This window comes from Montanilutibacter psychrotolerans (assembly GCF_003719825.1).
Lineage (GTDB): Bacteria > Pseudomonadota > Gammaproteobacteria > Xanthomonadales > Xanthomonadaceae > Montanilutibacter > Montanilutibacter psychrotolerans.
On record NZ_RIBS01000001.1, the window covers coordinates 79,168 to 98,697 of the forward strand.

Sequence of the window (19,530 nt, forward strand, 5' to 3'; positions counted from 1 at the left end):
CTTGCGAGAGGCGTTTCCCTAGGCTTGATCGCGGAATTTCCTGATTGCGCTTGACTGCGCCGGCCCCGTATAAGGTCCACCAGAATTCAAATGGCTGTGGTCTGGCAGGGGCTGAAACGGGCGGAGAGCGCCGGTTTCATGGGGTTTCGCCGGAACCAGCGACGACAAAATGCTGGTGATCGTGCCGCGGAAATCCCGTGCGCTGCATCGGCGCAGGGGACAATGCAGTGACCTACGACCGATTCACGTCGACGCCGCAAAACGGCGCCGCCGCCGATGCTGTGACTTCAATCGACACCCATGCGGCCAAGCCTCCGGGCGCGGGCAAGGCGCGTCGCCGTCTTGGGCTGGTCCTGGGGCTGCTGGTCGCGGCGGGCGCGGTGTTGGCAACGCAGGCGCTGCCCGGGGGCGATGAGTGGGTTGAAGACTTGAGTGCGGTGTTCGAATCGGGTGAATCCGCGTCGATCGCGGCGGTCGTCAACGTTCCGGACGAAACGCCGGTGAGCCTGGCCTCCGAGCAGCTGACGCACGACCCGACGGTCGGCAAGCTGGCGGGCGAGGCGGCGGTCAACGGTGGTGCGGCCAGCTACTCCGTGCCGATCGCATTGCCGCCCGGGCGTCGCGGCATGCAGCCGGAGCTTTCGTTGAACTACAGCAGTCGTTCTGGCAATGGCATTGCTGGCATGGGCTGGTCGTTGTCGGCGACATCGGCGGTATCGCGTTGTCCGTCCACGCTCGAACAGGACGGCATTGTGCGCCCGGTCGAACTGGATGCGCTCGACAAGCTCTGCCTGGACGGCGCGCGCCTGGTCGCGACCTCGGGCACCTATGGGCAGATTGGCGCCACCTATGCCACCGAGATCGAGTCGTTCTCGCGCGTCACCCAGCTTGGCGGCGCCCTGAGTTCCGCGGCGGCCTACTTCAAGGTCGAAACCAAGTCCGGCGATATCGTGTTTTACGGCGGCAACTCGTCCGCGACCAACCCCGCGCGTGTCATCCCTGGCAACGTGGCCCTGCCGATGACTTGGCTGATCGAGCGTCGCCAGGACCGCGTCGGCAATTTCGTCCGCTACGCCTACACAAGCTTCGGCAATGGCGAAAACCTGCTGAGCCAGGTGTTCTACACGGGCTTTGGCAGTACCGATGGCGACCGCAGCGTCGAGATGGTCTACGAGACCCGCCCGACCACCGGCGGCGCTCGTGACCAGTCCTCCAACTACCTGGCCGATGGACTCACCCGCAGTTCGCAGCGCCTCAAGCAGATCATCACCTGGGTCGGCATCGAGCCGATCCGCAGCTATGTCCTGGCGTACCAGATCAGCGGCGCGACGGGCCGCAGCCTGCTCAAGTCGGTCACCGACTGCGCATACAGCGAAGGCGTTGCGACCTGTCGCAAGCCCACGATGTTCACTTGGCAGTCGCAGCCCATCCAGTACCGGTTCGGCAAGCTCGCCATTTCCTCCGGAGTAGCGGTTCCCGATCAGAACTGGAAGTTCGTGGAATCCGGCGGCGGCGACTTCAACGGCGACGGTGCCACGGAGGTGTGGGGCAGCGGCGACGATCCGGCCAATCCCGGCGTGCAGGCGGCGTACCTGCTCAGCCTCTCGCCAGAACGCAAGGTGACCGCCGCGGTCAAGTACGACGGTGGCGTCGGTGTGCTGGGTTTGATGTACGACAAGGGTGTCAATGCGGACTTTGACCTGGATGGTCGCACCGACGTTGTCGAAGGCGTCTCAAACCGCCTTGTCATCCGGTTCTGGCACGGCCCTGCGAATGCCACCACCACGTCCCAGGCCTTCACCAACTCGTGGGATACCGGCATTGAGGGCCTCTGGGAGCACTCGGGAGACATGAACGGCGACGGCCGCCCCGACCTGGTCGTGCAACGCGTGCCACCCAATGCGAACGACGGCTGCCGCTATCAGCTGGAGACCTATCTCAATCGCGCCAATCCGGCCGGTCCGGCCGCCCCGGCCACCTTCGAGAAGGTGTCGTCGTCGTGCCTGCGCTCGCGCACCGATGGCTTCGGGCGACAGGTCATGTGGGAGACGGTGAGCAAGGTCTCCGATCTGAATGGCGACGGCCTGCCGGAGATATTCATCGAGCCGACTGGCCATTCGGATGACATGGACAAGAAGCGCATCTACTGGGGCTGCAATGGCACTGGACTGTGCACGGGCGGCTATGCGTTGCTGGAGACCTACTTCAACGCCAACCTGTCTGGCAACGACCCGCGCGCAAACTACATCTCCGCGCTCGCTGCCGGTGCGACACCGAATTCCGACGTCAATGGCGACGGTCTGGACGACTGGGGCATTCGCTTGAACACGGGGCGCGGCTTTGCGCCTGCCGGGACGCTCACGGCAGGCGCGCAGGCCTCGTTCGCGATACCGGTCGGCATGGGATTGACGCGTGAACGGCATGCCGACATTGACGGCGATGGACAGATCGAGCGGCTGACGGCGAACCGCTATGTCACGCGCGTCTGCTTCCGGCACGTTCCGCAATGCCCTCCGAAGGTGGAGAACCCGCTGCACTGCGATATCCGCTACCTATGCCCGGAAGAGGCCGGCAGCGAATCACTGCCGTTCACTCGCGCGTACTTCAACGGTGACGACTACCGTGTCGGCGGCCTGCGTGACTACGAAGGGGGCGCCTACCTGGAGTACGACTTCTCCGCTTACGGAATGCAGGCCTCTCGCTACGTCGAAGTCGGGCCCGGCAACTTCCGAGGTGAGAGCTTCGAAACGCCGATCATTCACGGGTACAACGCCACCATGGGCGTGGATCTGTTCGGCGACGGGCTCGTCGACGGCATTACCAAGGCCCCGTGTGCCTGGACGCAAACAGGAGCCTGCGCCATCCCGACTGCGACAGCGACGCCGATCGGCGCGCCGCTGGGGTATTTCCCGACAACGCTTCCGGATGGCTCGCCTGCGTTTGGCAACAACATCTTCATCAATGAAAACCGCGGCCCGGGCGGTGTGATGAATCCCGATGGCCTGACCCCGCAAACACCCGACCTGATGTCGGGTGTCACCGACGGCATGGGCGTCCAGACCGTCTGGACGTACTACCCCCTGTCCAGCAAGGCCGGCCGTACTGCCGGCGAGCTGCCGCTGTACACCCTTCCCACGGCGGCGGCCGACCGCTACATCGACGACCGGCACTTCTACTTCACCTCGTCGATGCCGGTCGTGTCGGACATGATCCAAAGCGACGGCGTGGGCGATTTCCGCTCCTGGCGCTACGGCTATTCGGAAGCGATGTATCACGCGCGCGGTCGCGGCTTCCAGGGCTTTCGCACGGTGGTGGTCGAGGACGAGGCGGCCGGTACGCGCACGTCAACCACGTTCCACCAGAAGTTCCCGCTGACCAGCCAGCCCGAGAAGATCGTCGTCAATTCGCTCAAGCGCAGCGGTGTCGACGCACCGATCAGCGTCCAGGACTTCACCTGGCGCTGCAATCGTGCCAACCGGCACGACACCACGGCGTGCACGGCACCGTCGGGTCAGGCGGTGGTCAAGTTCCCGTATCTCGATGTCCAGCAGACCCTGGCCTACGACGCCGCCACGGCCGACAACTCCGCCGGCGGCACGCCAGGCCTGCTCTCGCGCACCCGGGTGGTTGCGGCCGACAGCCCCACCTGTGATGGCTCGTTCAACACCACCTCGGGCTACAATCTCTGGGGCAACCTGGTAGTACAGACCACGCTGATCGACGATGGCAGTGGTACGGCCGGCTATCGCGAGTTCATCGGCTTGCAGTGCAAGCGCACCCTCAACACATTCGAGGCCGTGGACACCGCCAACTGGTGGATCGATCGCCTGAAGTCGCGCACGGAAAGCAGCAGCATCGTCTTTGGTGCCTCGCACACGTTGCCCGCCGGCACGGAGAACCCGGTACGCACGGTCACCACTGCCTTCGCCTGGAACGCCGACCGCACCCTGGCATCGCAGGTCGTGCAGCCCGGTGTCGCCGACCAGGAACGCACCACCGTCTTCGGCTACCCGGCCAGCAACAATTACGGCCTGCCGACCAGCGTGTCGGTCACCGCTTCCGGTGATCCCAACGGTGCCCGCACCGTCACCACAGGCTACAGCGCCGACGGTTACTTCGCGGCCTGGATAAGGAACCCGTTGAACCACCAGGTCAGCACTTCCACCCGCAAGGCCGATGGCCAGCCGGATTCGGTCACCGACGCCAACGGCATGCGACAGCTGATCGAGTACGACGTCTTCGGCCTGCCCGTGCGCGTGAAATACCGTGGCGCCACCGATGCGGTGGTGCTGGCACCGGACAAGACGACGAGCGTGATCAGGTGCTCGGTATCCGTCTGCACCGGCATCCTGGCCGCCGGCAAGGTGGTGCAGATGACCGTGCAGGACGGCGCCCCGACGCAGACCGTGTATTCGGATGTGTTCGGCAGGGCACTGCTCACCCGGCAACGCCTTGCCGACAACACGGTCAGTCACGTGGCTATCCGTTACAACGCCCTGGGGCAGGTCGTGTCCCAGACAGAGCCCTACCGCAACACGGGGCAGGAGTACTACACCACCTTCCCCGCGTACGACGTGCTCGGCCGTCCCACCAGCAAGGTGGTCGCCACGGCCAATCATGACGGCCGCGGCGACATGGTCACCACGTACGCCTACCTCGGCCGTACGACCGCCATCCAGGTCTGCGGCAGCAACGACACCGACACCACCGGCTGCCTCAAGCTGACCCGCACCACCGACAGCCTTGGTCGCCATGTCGAGACCGTCGATGCCAAGGGGGGCATCACCCGCTTCTGGTACGACAGCACGGGCAACGCCATCGCCATCCGCGATGCCAACAGCAACGTGATCAAGGCCACCTACAACGCGTTGGGCCAGCGCACCTCGGCGGTGGACCCCAACCAGGGCAGCTGGAGCTTCGACTACAACGCCCTGGGCGAGGTGCTTGGCCAGAGGGACGCGCGCGGCATCACCACCACCACCGGATACGACAAGCTGGGCCGGCCACTGCAGGCCTCGGCCACGTACGACCATGACGGCACGGGTGCGCTGGACACCGTGGTCGACACCTTCACCTACGACCCGGCCTATGCCAAGGGTTCGCCCGCCGGCAGCGAACGCAAGCTCAACGCGATGAGCCTGCGCAAGGAGACGCTGGGTTACGACACCCAGTCGCGCCCGGTCTCCCGCACGCTGGTGCAGCGTCGCGCGATCGGTGGCGCCTACGACACCCTAAAGCAGGAAACCAGCTACGACGCGTACTACGGTCGCGCCAAGGCACAGACCTACGGCAACGCCGAGACACTGTGGTTGCGCTACTCCAAGTACGGCCACCTAATTCGCGAGAGCAATGCGGTCACCGGCGAGGATTACCGCGTTGTCGATGCCGTGGATGCGCGTGGCAACGCGACGCAGGAAACCCTGGCGGGAGGCAACATCACCGCCATCCGCACGTACCAGGGGCAGACCGGGCAGATGCTGTCGGTGCAGTACGGCAGCGTGCTCGTGCCGACGTTGCGCAAGCTCGAGTACCGCTACGACGTGTTCGGCAACGTGCTGTGGCAACAGCTGAACAGCGGCAGCGTCAAGGAGGACTACCAGTACGACGCCCTGCATCGCCTCGAACAGGCCACGCGCAGCGGCGCCACCGTCGCCACCGTGAACTACGGCTACGACGCGGCCGGCAACTTCACGTTCAAGTCGGACTTCAGCACCAACATCGGCACCAACGCCTACGTCTACTCGGGCGGTACCTGCGGTGGTGGCCCGAACGCGGTCAAGAGCGTGGCCCTGGCCGCCGGCGGTACGCGCACGTACTGCTACGACGCCACCGGCAACATGACCTCCGACAACGCCGGCCTGGCGATGCGTTACGACCACACCCAGCGTCCGGTGCGGATCGCGCGTGGCGCCGTGATCCAGAACTTCGACTACGGTCCGGACGGCTCACGCATCCGCCAGTGGGGCACCGACGGCGAACTGATGTACTTCGGTACGGTCGAACGCCAGTACGCCCCGACGATGCAGGACAAGACCTACGTCGGCAGCAGCGTGGTGGTCACCCAGGCCGGCTCGACGCGTCGCGTGGACTACCTGCTCACCGATCGCCTGGGCAGCGTGGACGCGCTGGCCGACAGCAGCGGTGCCATGCTCGAAACCCGCGGCTTCGATGCCTTCGGCAAACCGCGTTCGGGCACCTGGGCCGACGCTACCAAGCTGGCCAGCACCGGCAACTCCCGCCACGGCTTCACCGGCCACGAGCACCTCAACAGCCTGTCCCTGATCCACATGAACGGCCGGGTGTACGACTACAACCTGGGCCGCTTCACCGGCGTGGACCCGGTGATCCAGTTCCCGCTGAACTCGCAAAGCCTGAATCCGTACAGCTACATCCTCAACAACCCGCTGAGCGGCACGGACCCAACGGGGTACTCAATCAGAGGCAGCATTTGCGACGTGGGGAACACGGAAAACGCCAACGGTTGCACTACTTACGAACCGGGGAATGGTCATACGGGACGTGCCGCGAGAAAATCAAGCGGCGGGAATGGCTCTACGTCAGGTCAGTCGGCGACTGGCGCGGGAGATCGCCAAGAGCAAGCGGCGACGGCCTCAAGTAAAGGTTCACGGAGCGGGCCGAGCCTGTGGGGCGGATCTGGTTGTGGGACGTGGGGCCCCAACGAATGCCGTCCGGCAAGTACGTACGGGCTGGGGCCGGATATTGATCCAGTTACTGTTCAGTTGATTCCGGACGAAGTCCTAATTGCCAAATACCGGGCTATTCGCGCGAACATTGTTGCGCACGAAGCTCTTGAGCCCGTCACGATCGTAGAGGAAACGCTGGTTGGTGGCGGGGTTGGTGGCGTGGTCATCAAGGGGCTCGTTCGACGCACAGCAGGGGCCGCAACTGAAGCGGGAATTGCTAGTCTGCGAGGAGCAAGTGCAGAAGCAGGGTCGATTCGAGGTGTGAACGCGGTCGGCGGCAAAATGAATTGCGTCAACTGCGTAATAGCCACCGATGCAACTTTGGCCGGCCGTGCCGCGTCGGCCATGCCAGGCGGCCCCTATCGACTTGGCGTACTAGAGACGATGTATGGCAATCGCTTTGGCCCCGCCACAACAATTGGCGATATTGCGAATTCGATGGCTGGCGCGGGTAACGGTGCGCGAGGGATTGTGTTTGGATCCCGGGGAAGCGACGTCGGCCACGTTTTCAACGTGGTTAACCAGCGGGGAGCTATTCGATTCATTGACGGTCAGACCGGCAAAGCTGCGAGAGTTGATGGGTACCAAAATTTTCAGCTGTTGAGGACAAAATGATGTCTAGAATAAGTGAGGCAACTGCATTCGAGCTGGCGCAGCAGCGCATCGATGCTCTGGCATCTGCTTTAGTCGACGCCTTTTCGATCATTCCAGAGAAGACTGTTCGTGGATCGCAGGGATGGCTGTATTTTTACAATACGACAGATTTTATTCGCTCAAGCAATCCATCGGATTCGCTCGTTGGGAATGGACCGATCCTCGTCTTTGCTGATGGTGGCGTCGAAGAATTCCCTTCGTCGCTATCTTTGGAATTGGCTTACGCAAAGATTGGTTACGACGAACATGCGGCGGGCTAATTGACCCAAGTTATTAGGCCTGGTACTGCTCTGAGGAATGGAACGCCCCGAATCAAAGATGTACGTTTGTTGACAGCTACCAGCCCCCTGACGAGGAAGACGTTCCATAGTCATTCTAGGTGTGGGGGCGGTTCCGGCTTGGATGCGAGTTCCTGGCTGTGCCGTAGCAGCAACGCCAAAACACTTCCGCTCCGCCAGAGCGCCAGCTCAAAGCTGGCATTTCGCGCGTGGCGCGGTGATCCAGAACTTCGACTACGGTCCGGACGGCTCACGCATCCGCCAGTGGGGCACCGACGGCGAACTGATGTACTTCGGTACGGTCGAACGCCAGTACGCCCCGACGATGCAGGACAAGACCTACGTCGGCAGCAGCGTGGTGGTCACCCAGGCCGGCTCGACGCGTCGCGTGGACTACCTGCTCACCGATCGCCTGGGCAGCGTGGACGCGCTGGCCGACAGCAGCGGTGCCATGCTCGAAACCCGCGGCTTCGATGCCTTCGGCAAACCGCGTTCGGGCACCTGGGCCGACGCTACCAAGCTGGCCAGCACCGGCAACTCCCGCCACGGCTTCACCGGCCACGAGCACCTCAACAGCCTGTCCCTGATCCACATGAACGGCCGGGTGTACGACTACAACCTGGGCCGCTTCACCGGCGTGGACCCGGTGATCCAGTTCCCACTGAACTCGCAAAGCCTGAATCCGTACAGCTACATCCTCAACAACCCGCTGAGCGGCACGGACCCGACGGGGTACCAGAGCAGGGGCAGCATCTGCGATGTTGGCAACACGGAGAACGCCAACGATTGCATTGAATACGAGTCGGGGAATAGTCGTTCGGGACGTGCCGCGAAAAAATCAAGTGGCGGAAATGGCGCGACTGGTTCGGGGAGTAGACGAGAACAGGCTGCTCCAGCAGGTCAAAAGGGGAGCGCGCTTTTTGCCTCTGGTGTAGAGGCGCTGCGGAACACACTCTTCCCGACCGCGGTGGAGTTGGCGGAGCGCGGAGAGCAAGGGACGACAGTCAGTAACTCGATTGGCGCGCTGAAGGAGTTTGCCAATCTCGAGATGACAGCCCTCACTCCGCAAGCTTTTAGGCTGCTGGGTGGTCCGACGCCAAGGTTTTCCATTGCAAATGACGAACTAGGAGGTGCCGCCTCTATGGAGGCGACTATCGCCTTCGTCGGTGTGGTGGGCGGCGGAGAGGGGGCAATGGCGGGCAGGGCCGGCACGGCCAGTGCTATAGGGATGCGTGGTGGCGGAGCAGGGAGAGATGGGGCGATAGACTTGGTTCGTGCACTGGATCAAGTGATCCGTCAGAAGGCCGGGTTTGGTGATGGGCAAGCCGTTATTCTTGATGAGAATCTAGCCGCGCGCGGTATGGCCGAAGCGCTGCGTAGTCAGGGTTTCAATCTGCGCAGTGTTCAAGAGATATTCGGTCGAGGCAATGTTCTGGACCCCAGGATTCTTGAGCTTGCTCGAAGGATAGATGCTCGAGTTCTGACCCGTGATGTTGGTAGGCAGCTGGATGGTGGCTTTCATGAACGTGCGATCATTGTTGATTATCGTGTTCGTTCGCCGGAGCAGGTTGGTCGGGTTCTTCGAGAGGGTGCAAAATGAATGAACTTAGCGAGTCTTTAGAGCATTTGTATGCCTGTCATGATCGTTGGATTGGCCGAGTTAATCGTGACAAATCGGTAGAGGATCCGCCCGATGAGTGGGTGTGGAATCAGTGTGAGAGCTGTCGATATTGGATCCCCCTCACAGGAAAATTTCGTACCGACTGGGGGGGGTGTTCGAATAGAGAGTCGGCATTCGATGGGGTTCTTCGTTTTGCTCACGACGGTTGTGACAAGTTTGAGGAAAAGGCCACTGATTCCGAGTAATCTGTCGCGACGAACGAAGCGGTCAGCACCACTGAAGCTGGTAGTTCAGGCAGGCAGTCCAGACTGATCTCATTGCGCCAAAGATCACGGCGTACGACTACTACGGTGTGGAGTGGCACCTTGGTTTCTCGATCGGCACGCATAGCGGATATCGGGCGCATGCGAAAAGCCCGCCATTTGGCGGGCTTGTTCGTTGTGGGTATGGTGCGCCGTGCTGGCTGCGGCTTGATCCGAGCAAGAATCTGGAAGGCGGGCCATGAACAACTCACTCCGGCTTTTCCGTCGTATGGCTTTGGTTGGTGTGATGTCGTTCGCGGCGTCTTGTGCGTCGGCCAGGAACCACGACCGCCAAATCGATCATGCCTTGCACTTATGCAAAGAGTTTCTCGGGCCGGATGCGGGCAAAGCAGAGGGCGAAGCATGGCTCTGGTTTCAATCTGAAAGGGTAAAAGCCTCGCGGAGGCTCGGCAGCCCAAGCGGCGTCAGGGCCATTGATGCTCGCATTGCCGCCGCAACCAATGAGGTTGACCTGAGCTGTTTGAATCAGATGCGACAGAAGGCTGACACTCGACAGGTAATGCCGGAGTGGCCTGGACGCTGAGGAAAACGAGCCCTCCGATAAGCGGACTTGTTGTTTAGTGCAGTGACGCTGTCAGCCGCCGTGCTGATACGGCACGAGCTGCAGCGCGCAACCGGCCAGTCGGCGACATCCCTGTCGCCTTTGTCGATGGCTTCCTCGCCGTCCCGGTGCGCGTCCTGCGCTATCCGCCGGCGACCTCCTGTGCCGTGCGCGGCGATGGTCCTCTCGCCTTCTACGGCGGCGTCCCGCCGTTGCGTTTCGCTTCCGTGTGCTGTCCGCCGGTGACGTTCCTGTCACCGCACGCGGCGACGCTCCGGTCGCCGGGGCGACGGCTTCCCTGCCGTCGTGTTGCCGGAGGTCGCGATCCCGCGGACGGGACGCGCGGCCTCAGAACGCCGCGTCGAACGCGACTTCGCCCTGTACACCGACCTGGTAGGCCGACACCCGGCGCTCGAAGAAGTTGGTCACTTCCTGCACGTCCTGCAGGTCCATGAAGCCGAACGGGTTGGTCGAGCCGAAATGGCGCGGCATGCCCAGCTGCGCCAGGCGCTGGTCGGCGCAGTACTGCAGGTACTGGCGCATGTCGCGCGTCGACAGTCCGGCGACGCCGCCGGACAGCACGTCGTCGGCGAACTGCATTTCGCATTCGACCGCTTCCTCGAGCATGCGCACGACCTCTCGGCCGAGCTCTTCGTCGAACAGTTCGGGTTCTTCCTTGCGTGCGGTGGAGATGACCTCGAACGCGAACGCCATGTGGCAGCTTTCGTCGCGGAATACCCAGTTGGTGCCCGCAGCCAGTCCGTGCAGCAGTCCGCGCGAACGCAGGTAGTAGACGTAGGCGAACGCGGCGAAGAAGAACAAGCCTTCAATGCACGCAGCGAAGCAGATCAGGTTGAGCAGGAACTGACGGCGCTGCTCGCGCGTCTCGATGCGCTTGAGGCCCTGCAGCGAATCGATCCACTTGAAGCAGAACGCGGCCTTGGCGCGGATCGAGGGAATGTTTTCGATCGCGTCGAAGGCCTTCGCGCGCGCGTTCTGGTCGGGCAGGTAGGTGTCGAGCAGGGTGAGGTAGAACTGCACGTGCAGTGCTTCCTCGTACAGCTGCCGCGACAGGTACATGCGCGCCTCGGGCGCGTTGATGTGCTGGTAGAGGTTCAGCACCAGGTTGTTGGACACGATGCTGTCGCCGGTGGCGAAGAACGCGACCAGGCGCTCGATCAGGTGCCGCTCGGCCGGGCCGAGCTTGTGCTTGAGGTCGTTGACGTCGAGCGAGAAGTCGACTTCCTCGACCGTCCACGTGTTGCGGATCGCATCGCGGTACATCTCGTAGAACTGCGGATAACGCATCGGCCGCAGGGTGAGATCGAAACCGGGGTCGAGCAGGTGCGAGGTCGGGGTGTTCATGGATTCGGCTTCCGAAATGTCGTCGGTTGCCGCGCTACCTCCTCCGGCCTCCCTGCGTTGGCGGGAAGGGGAACTGCGGTGTCGCGGTACGTTGGTTCCCTACCATGCCGGTTGGCAGGAGAGGGTGGGGTGATCGCGTCCCTGCGATGCGCCAATGCTTGTTCGGCCGCTCGCCCCTTCCCGTGCGGGGAGAGGGCGAGCGGCACGTGGCCTGCTGTTGCGCTGCGTGCGCTGGTTACTGGCAGGCCTCGCAGCTCTCCGGGTTTTCCAGCGAACACGCCACCGCGTCGGTGGGGCTGTACTCGGGCTTGGGTTCGGCGACCAGCGGCGCGGACACCGTGGCCTTGGCGATCTTGGTCGCCGGACGCGAGCGCAAGTAGTAGGTGGTCTTCAGGCCCTGCTTCCACGCGTACATGTACATCGACGACAGCTGGCCGATGTTCGGGCTCTCGATGAACAGGTTCAGCGACTGGCTCTGGTCGATGAAGGCACCGCGGTCGGCGGCCATGTCGATCAGCGAGCGCATCGGAAGTTCCCACGCGGTGCGGTACACGGCGCGCAGCGACTCGGGGATCTCGGCGATCGCCTGGATCGAGCCTTCGGCGAGCTTGATGCGGTCGCGCAGTTCGGGCGTCCACAGGCCGAGCGTCTTCAGCTCTTCGGCGAGGTAGCGGTTCACCACCAGGAAGTCGCCCGACAGGGTCTCGCGCTTGAACAGGTTGGACACCTGCGGCTCGATGCACTCGTAGCAGCCGGCGATCGAGGCGATGGTGGCCGTCGGCGCGATCGCGATCAGCAGCGAGTTGCGCAGGCCGTGCGCCTTGATGCGCTCGCGCAGGTCGTCCCAACCCCAGCGTGCCGACGGCGCGACATCCCAGGCCTCGAACTGCAGTTCGCCCTGCGAGGCACGCGTGTCCTCGAACGCCGGATGGCGGCCCTGCTCGATGGCCAGTTCGTTGGAGGCGACCAGCGCATGGAAGTAGATCGCCTCGGCGATGTCGCGCGACAGCTTGCGCGCGGGTTCGGAATCGAACGGCAGGCGCAGTTTGAAGAACACGTCCTGCAGGCCCATCGCTCCCAGGCCCACCGGGCGCCACTTGAGGTTGGCGCGGCGCGCGGTCTCGATCGGGTAGAAGTTCAGGTCGATCACGCGGTCGAGCTGGCGTACGGCCAGGCGCACGGTCTCGGCGAGCTTCTCGAAATCGAAGCGGCCGGCCTCGCCGTGCACCGGGCCTTCGGCAAACAGCTCGACATGGTGCGAGAGGTTGATCGAGCCGAGGTTGCACACCGCGGTTTCTTCCTGCGAGGTGACCTCGAGGATCTCGGTGCACAGGTTGGACAGATGCACGACGTTGCCCGCGCGCAGGGTCTGGTTGCAGGCCCGGTTGGACTTGTCCTTGAAGTTCATCCAGCCGTTGCCGGTCTGCGCCAGGCTGCGCATCATCCGCGCGTACAGCTCGCGAGCCTTGACCTGTCGAGCGGCCAGGCCGGCGGCCTCGGCGGCGAGGTAGGCGCTGTCGAACGCGTCACCGAACAGGTCGGTCAGCTGCGGCACCTTGTACGGGTCGAACAGCGACCACTGCGCATCGGCCTCGACGCGACGCATGAACTCGTCGGGGATCCAGTTGGCCAGGTTGAGGTTGTGCGTGCGGCGCGCCTCGTCACCGGTGTTGTCGCGCAGCTCGAGGAACTCCTCGATGTCGGCGTGCCACGGCTCCAGGTAGACGCAGGCAGCGCCCTTGCGCTTGCCGCCCTGGTTGACCGCGGCGACCGAGGCATCGAGCGTCTTCAGCCACGGCACGATGCCGTTGCTCAGGCCGTTGGTCGAACGGATCAGCGAGCCGCGCGAACGGATGCGCGTGTAGCTCAGGCCGATGCCGCCGCTGAACTTGCTGAGCTTGGCCACGTCCATGTAGCGCTTGTAGATGCTTTCCAGCGAGTCTTCCGGCGAGTCCAGCAGGAAGCAGCTCGACAGCTGTTCGTGCGTGGTGCCCGAGTTGAACAGGGTGGGCGAGCTGGGGATGTAGTCGAGCATCGCCATGCGCCGGTACAGCGCCAGCGCATCGGACACATCCTCGCTCAGTGCGCAGGCGATGCGCAGGAAGAACTGCTGCGGGGTCTCGATGACGGTGCGCGCGGTGGGGTGGCGCAGCAGGTAGCGGTCGTACAGCGTGCGCAGGCCGAAGTAATCGAAACGGTTGTTGAGCGAGTTGTCGATCGCGTCGTTGAGCTTGCGTGCGTTGGCCTGCACGAAACCGACCAGGCGCTCGTTGATCAGGCCCAGCTCGAAGCCGCGTACGATCGATTGCGAGAACGCATGGATCTCGATGCCGGCAACTTCCTTTTCGATGACGTTGCCCAGCAGGCGCGCCGCCAGACGCCCGTACTCGGGCTCTTCGGCGGTCAGCAGGGCGGCGGTGCGGATCGACAGTTCGTCGAGCTCGCGTGTGGTCGCGCCGTCGTACAGGCCGGAGATGGTCCGGGTGGCCACGCGCATCGGATCCACCGAGTACAGGCCTTCGCAACTGCGCATCACCGCGCGCACGATCTTGTTGAGGTCGACGGGCTCGTGGCGACCGTTGCGCTTGGTCACGCTCATCGTGAGGTTGGCCGCCGGCGGGGTCAGTGCAAAGCCGGGCGCATCCTGCGCCGCTGGTGCTTGCGTGACGGGCGCGCTGCCGTCCTGGCGGCTGGTTTGCGGGGGCGCGATGGCGGATTCGACGGTATTCATGATGGCTCCTTGCTGCTGGGCGCACGGTGGCCGCCCCTCCCTGCGGGGCGGTTGCGCGGAAACAGGGACGCACCACCGACAGCGGTCGGCGGTACGGCCACGCCCCCGCGGGCGTTGAGTCAGGAGGATGAAGCGCAGGTGTCGCGCAGCCCGAGACGGGACTGCCCGGGCGCGGCATTGGCCGCTGCCCGTTGCGACACCGACCGTCTTCCCCCGAAGACTCGCTGGCCGGTGGCCGCGCGGTGTGCATCGCGCGGCTGTCGGCAGGTCTTCGGGCTCTGGACACGGAACCGGCAACCGTAGGAGCGGCTTCAGCCGCGATGCCGATGGCATCGCTGGCATCCGATCGCGGCTCAAGCCGCTCCTACACAATCCGGTTCCACCTACTGGTCGTCGCTTCCCAGGACCCGGTCCCAGTGCAGGTGACGACGTTCGTTTCCACTACCGCTGCGGGGCAGCGCCGGCATTGGAACCTTGCAGGTTCCGCACCGGTCTTCCCTTTTAAGCCGCCAACAGGGCGGCACCGACAGGCACAACATAATGGGGGTGTCGTGTTCCGTCAACGCTATATATGGTGCGTTTCGGGGTTGACAGCGGCTGCGCGCCAAGCCCGGCGGGGGATACGTGAATTGCGGTCGGAAGCGGCCTTGCCGTGGTGTAACGTGACCGGCACGAGGGACAGGGGGCGTCGATGGAAGGACTGATTGTGCTGGTGGTCTTGGTGGTGCTGGCCGTTCCGCTGCTGTTGATCGCGGCGCTGGTCATGATCTCCGGACTGAAGGCCAGGGTGACGCGGCTGGAAGACCAACTGGCGCAGTGGCAGGCACGTGGTGCGTTTGACGCCGACGAGCGCCAGGCCGCGACGGGTCCGACGCTCGAGGAACTGGTCCGCGGGCAGCGCCACACCCCCGAGACCGCACGGCCGACGCCGATGACGGCGGCGACCGCGACGCGCGTTGGGCCCGACACGACGCCTGCCGCCGCGGCTGTGACGCCGGCAGACGCCGAGCCGCCCGCCGCCGCGCCGCCAGCATCGACCCCAACTCCCCGGCCCGCCGCCGCGCAGACCAACTGGGCCGATCCGTTCGGCCCGCCGCCGCTGCCATCGGCCGGTCCGCCGTCTCCGCCACAACCCCCGCGTCCGCCGCAACCGCCGCGCGAACCGCCGCCGCCGGATCCGCTGACGCTAGCGTTCCGCGCGATGCGCCGCTGGTTCACCGAGGGCAACGTGCCGGTCAAGGTCGGCGTCCTGGTGCTGTTTGCCGGCGTGGCGGCGCTGCTCAAGTACGCCACCGACCAGGGCTGGGTGCATTTCCCGGTCGAGTTGAAGATGGCCTCGATCGCACTGGTCGCGCTGGTCGGCCTGGTGTTCGGCTGGGTGCAGCGCGATCGCCGGCGCCTGTTCGGCCTGAGCCTGCAGGGTGGCGCCATCGGTGTGCTGCTGATGGTGGTGTTTGCGTCGTTCAAGATGCTCGACCCGCCGTTGCTGCCTGCCGGAGCGGCGTTCGCATTGAGCATCGCGCTGGTGGCCGGGTGCAGTGTGCTGGCGGTGCGCCAGCACTCGCTGGCGCTGGCCGTGCTGGGCATCCTTGCCGGTTTCCTGGCGCCGATCTGGTTGTCGACCGGCAGCGGCAACCACGTGGCGCTGTTCGGGTATTACGCAGTGCTCAACGCCGGCATCTTCGCGATCGCCTGGTTCCGCCCGTGGCGTGCACTGAACCTGCTCGGCTTTGCGTTCACCTTCGCGATCGGCACGTTGTGGGGCGTGCTCAAGTACCGCAGCGACCAGTTCGCCACCACCGAACCGTTCCTGCTGCTGTTCTTCGCGTTCTACCTGCTGATCCCGATCTTCTACGCGCGCCGCCGTGCCGCGGGCCGCCGCGATCTTGTCGACGGCTGCCTCGTGTTCGGCACGCCGCTGGTGGCGTTTGCGTTGCAGGCGGGCCTGCTCCGAGGCGAGCGGCTGTCGCTGGCGTTCTGCGCGCTGGGCCTGGCCGCGATCTATGCCGCATTGGCCTGGTGGCTGCGTCGGCGCGAGCACTTCGCCGCGCTGGCGACGCCGTACGCCCTGTTGGCGATTGGTTTTGCCACGCTGTCGGTGCCGTTGGCGCTGTCGGCGCAGGCGACCGCCTGCGTGTTCGCGCTCGAAGGCGCGGCGATGGTGTGGCTGGGGCTGCGACAGGGGCGCGTGCCGCCGCAACTCTCGGGCGCGGCGTTGCAACTGCTCGCAGCGGGCAGCTTCCTGATCGGTCTGGGCAACCTGCATCGGATGCCAGGGGTGAGCGTGCCGGCGGTGTTCAACGCCACGTTCATGGGCGCGCTGCTGATCGCACTGGCCGGCCTGGCCAGCGCGTGGAGCTACTACCGTCATGGCCGGGACGAAGCCGATGACGCCGATGGCATGGACGGCGTCAGCCATGGCACCGGCCTGGCGCTGTGGTACTACCTGTGGGGACTGGCCTGGTGGCTGGGCAACGGCATCAACGAGATCAACCGCTTCGTCGCCGACCCGCAGCAGCTGGCCGCGGTGCTCGGCTTCGCCGCGGTGACCGGCTGGCTGGCCGCCGAACTGCACCGGCGCCTCGCCGGGTCCGCGCTGGCCTGGACCGGCGCGTTGGCCCTGTGCGCGGCAGTGCCGCTGGCATGGTGGATCGACCAGGCGCACGGCCAGCCGTTTGTGGGCTGGGCGCTGGCGGCGTGGGCGGTGTACGGCGTGCTCGGTGTGCGCAGCCTGGCGTGCCTGCGCGACACGGACGACGGCGCGCCGGCCTTCGCGCACGTTGGCTGGTTGTTGGCCTGGACGTTGGCGTTGTCGCTGCTGTTGCATGACCAGTCGAGCGGGCGAAGCGGCCTGGCCGATGGCTGGCGTGCGGCCGCCACGGGCCTGCCGTGGCTGGTCACCGCCACGTTGCTGCTCTGGCGCGAAGACTGGCTGGCCTGGCCCCTGCGCGAGCGCTACGCGCAATGGCGCGTGCCGGCGCAGGCGCTGTTCGTGGTGGCGATCGTCGGGTTCGCCGGGGCCGCCCTGCTGATGCCCGGTGGCAGCGCGCCGCTGCCTTGGCTGCCGCTGCTCAATCCGCTCGAGCTGCTTCAGCTGGGCGCGATCGTCATTGCCGCGCAGTGGCTGGCGCACACGGCGCCCGCCGATCTGCGTGCGCTGCGCACGCCGTTGCTGGCCGCTGCCGGCTTCGTGCTGCTGACCACGACCACCCTGCGCGCGACCCACCATTGGGGCGGCATCGCCTGGGACAACTCGATGCTGTCCACCAGCCTGGTGCAGACCAGCCTGACCGTGGTCTGGAGCGTGCTGGGCGTGCTGGGCTGGGTGCTGGGCTCGCGTCGCGGTCACCGCGGGCTGTGGCTGGCCGGCGCGGTGCTGATGGCGGTGGTGCTGGCCAAGCTGGTGCTGATCGACCGCAGCCACCTGGGCAACCTGTTCGGCATCCTGTCGTTCCTGGCCTACGGCCTGCTGTGCACCGCCGTGGGTTATTTCGCCCCCGCGCCGCCGCGCGTCCATCGTGTTGCCGAGGCCGAGACATGAAGCGACAGAGACACTTCCGGTTTGCCGACGCGTTGACCCGCCTGTCGATCTGCCTGGTCGCCGCGGCGCTGCCGCTGGTCGCGTTGGCCGGCGCACGCGAGGACTACGCCTGGCAATGGCCGATCCAGTTGCAGGACGGCGAGGGCAGCGCCTACCGATTGCCGCTCGACGTCGAGGTGTACCGGCAACTGCGCGATCCACTGCTGCGCGATTTCGACGTGATCGACCGCGACGGTCGCCCGGTACCGGCGGCGCTGTTCGCCGCGCCCGCGCAGACCGGGAGCGAGCTTCGCGTCGCGCTGCCGTTGTTCGCGCTGCCAGCGGCCACCGCCACTGCGCCCATGCAGGGCTGGGAGCTGGTCAGCCGCGCCGATGCCGATGGCCGCCTGCGCAGCGTTGAAGCGCGCGTCTCGGGTCCGCAGTCGGTGTCGTTGCCGCGCAACGTGCTGGTGCTCGACGCCAGCCAGCTCAAGGCGCCGGTGACGGCCCTGGAGCTGCAGTGGCCAGCCGGGGGCGAGGTCAACCTCGGCTATCGCCTCGATGCCAGCGACGATCTGGACCACTGGCGCCAGGTCGCCATGCACGGCCGGCTGGTCGACTTGAAGCAGGGCGGGCGCGCGCTGCGCAACAACCGCCTGTCGATCGATGAGGACGGACTGCGCAGTCGCTACCTGCGCCTGATTCCGGAGCGCAACGATGCCACGCTGGCGGTCAGCGCGGTGCTTGCCGTGCACGGCGCCACCACCGCCGACGCGCCGTTGCAGTGGCTGGCCCTGCGCGGCACGCGTGGCAGCGATGCCGGCTGGACGCGCCTGGAGTACGACAGCGGCGGACCGTTCCCGCTCACTGTGGCCGATGTCGAGCTGCCCGACACGTACGCCATCGAGTGGACGCTGGAAAGCCGCGCCACGCCGACCGCGCCGTGGCGGATGCGGTTCGCGCACTGGATGACCTTCCGCGACCGGCAAGCGGGCGCCGGGGCCGCCTCCGCGCCGCAGGTGCTGGGTGGCCTGAGCCGCGATCGCCATTGGCGCCTGTCCACACGCGCCGCAGTGCCCGGTGATCCGACACTGCGCCTGGGCTACGCACCGGAGGCTGCCACGTTCCTCGCGCAAGGCAAACCGCCATATGCCCTGGTGGCCGGCAGTGCACGCGCGCGCCGCGCCGACTCCCCGATGCCGCGGCTGATCGACGCCATGCGTGAGCGCCATGGCGCGACTTGGCGGCCATCGCCGGCAACGTTGGGCGAGCGGCAACCGCTGGCCGGCGATGCCGCGCTCGTGCCCTTGCCGCCCAAGCGCGACTGGACCACGTGGTCGCTGTGGGCGGTGCTGGTGCTGGGCGCGGTGGTGGTTGGCGGATTCGCCCTGAGCCTGGTGCGGACGCCGACGGACGGACGCAAGCGCTAGGTGTGGGAACCCGGGGCGGCCGCGGAGTTTCGTAGTCCCTGAATCAGTCCCCGTAGGATGGATTGAGCGCAGCCATACCCATCGCACGCCCTTGCGGCCAATACGCCAACTGCGATCCCGAGGGCGGGGCGGATCGACTGAACCGCTTCGGCATTCGCCAGGAGTTGCAGCCTTCGCTCCCGGCTGGCTCAGGTTGATGGGTATCGCTGCGCTCCACCCATCCTACGTCGCTGAATCGGATCGCCCCCGTCCCGACACACGCACGGCCACTGCCCACTCGGCAACCGCCCGCATCCGCGGAATTTGGGTTTGCCGCTCCGGGCCGCGACAATAGCCGGCCCGGCCGCGCCCTCCGGCGCGTCG

At 65.5% G+C, this 19,530-nt stretch carries 9 protein-coding genes and 1 riboswitch; of the genes, 7 read left to right on the forward strand and 2 right to left on the reverse strand.

Features of this window, described 5'->3' with window-relative positions; genetic code table 11:
• The first annotated feature begins 227 nt into the window (after window positions 1-227).
• From EER27_RS00330 to EER27_RS16785, 5 genes are all read left to right on the forward strand, one after another.
• Window positions 228-7,319, forward strand: a complete 7,092-nt coding sequence (locus tag EER27_RS00330) for a SpvB/TcaC N-terminal domain-containing protein (protein ID WP_190285576.1) — start codon at window positions 228-230, stop codon at window positions 7,317-7,319.
• The gene (locus EER27_RS00335; RefSeq protein ID WP_190285577.1) at window positions 7,319-7,618 is read left to right on the forward strand and encodes a YrhB domain-containing protein; all 300 of its coding nucleotides are present in this window, start codon (window positions 7,319-7,321) and stop codon (window positions 7,616-7,618) included. The genes EER27_RS00330 and EER27_RS00335 overlap by 1 nt, the downstream gene beginning before the upstream one ends.
• Window positions 7,619-7,853: 235 nt before the next feature.
• On the forward strand, window positions 7,854-9,236 hold the full coding sequence (locus EER27_RS00340; RefSeq protein ID WP_223807098.1) for an RHS repeat-associated core domain-containing protein: 1,383 nt from the start codon (window positions 7,854-7,856) through the stop codon (window positions 9,234-9,236).
• The gene (locus EER27_RS17525) at window positions 9,233-9,502 is read left to right on the forward strand and encodes a DUF3027 domain-containing protein (RefSeq protein ID WP_123086052.1); all 270 of its coding nucleotides are present in this window, start codon (window positions 9,233-9,235) and stop codon (window positions 9,500-9,502) included. The genes EER27_RS00340 and EER27_RS17525 overlap by 4 nt, the downstream gene beginning before the upstream one ends.
• Window positions 9,503-9,758: 256 nt before the next feature.
• Complete coding sequence (locus EER27_RS16785; RefSeq protein WP_148040878.1) at window positions 9,759-10,103, forward strand: hypothetical protein; 345 nt, start codon at window positions 9,759-9,761, stop codon at window positions 10,101-10,103.
• A 366-nt stretch (window positions 10,104-10,469) separates the two neighbouring features.
• Here the strand turns inward: EER27_RS16785 and EER27_RS00350 are convergent, their stop codons facing one another.
• Both EER27_RS00350 and EER27_RS00355 read right to left on the reverse strand, forming a co-directional pair.
• The gene (locus EER27_RS00350) at window positions 10,470-11,486 is read right to left on the reverse strand and encodes a ribonucleotide-diphosphate reductase subunit beta (protein ID WP_123086053.1); all 1,017 of its coding nucleotides are present in this window, start codon (window positions 11,484-11,486) and stop codon (window positions 10,470-10,472) included.
• Between the two features lie 235 nt (window positions 11,487-11,721).
• Entirely contained in the window at window positions 11,722-14,085 is a 2,364-nt protein-coding gene (locus tag EER27_RS00355) for a ribonucleoside-diphosphate reductase subunit alpha (protein ID WP_123086628.1), read from the reverse strand.
• Between the two features lie 377 nt (window positions 14,086-14,462).
• Window positions 14,463-14,760, reverse strand: a riboswitch (cobalamin riboswitch).
• A 148-nt stretch (window positions 14,761-14,908) separates the two neighbouring features.
• Between EER27_RS00355 and EER27_RS00360 the strand changes: the two genes are divergently transcribed.
• Both EER27_RS00360 and EER27_RS00365 read left to right on the forward strand, forming a co-directional pair.
• Window positions 14,909-17,758, forward strand: a complete 2,850-nt coding sequence (locus EER27_RS00360; protein WP_123086054.1) for a DUF2339 domain-containing protein — start codon at window positions 14,909-14,911, stop codon at window positions 17,756-17,758.
• The gene (locus EER27_RS00365; RefSeq protein WP_123086055.1) at window positions 17,755-19,167 is read left to right on the forward strand and encodes a DUF3999 family protein; all 1,413 of its coding nucleotides are present in this window, start codon (window positions 17,755-17,757) and stop codon (window positions 19,165-19,167) included. The genes EER27_RS00360 and EER27_RS00365 overlap by 4 nt, the downstream gene beginning before the upstream one ends.
• Window positions 19,168-19,530: the final 363 nt, after the last annotated feature.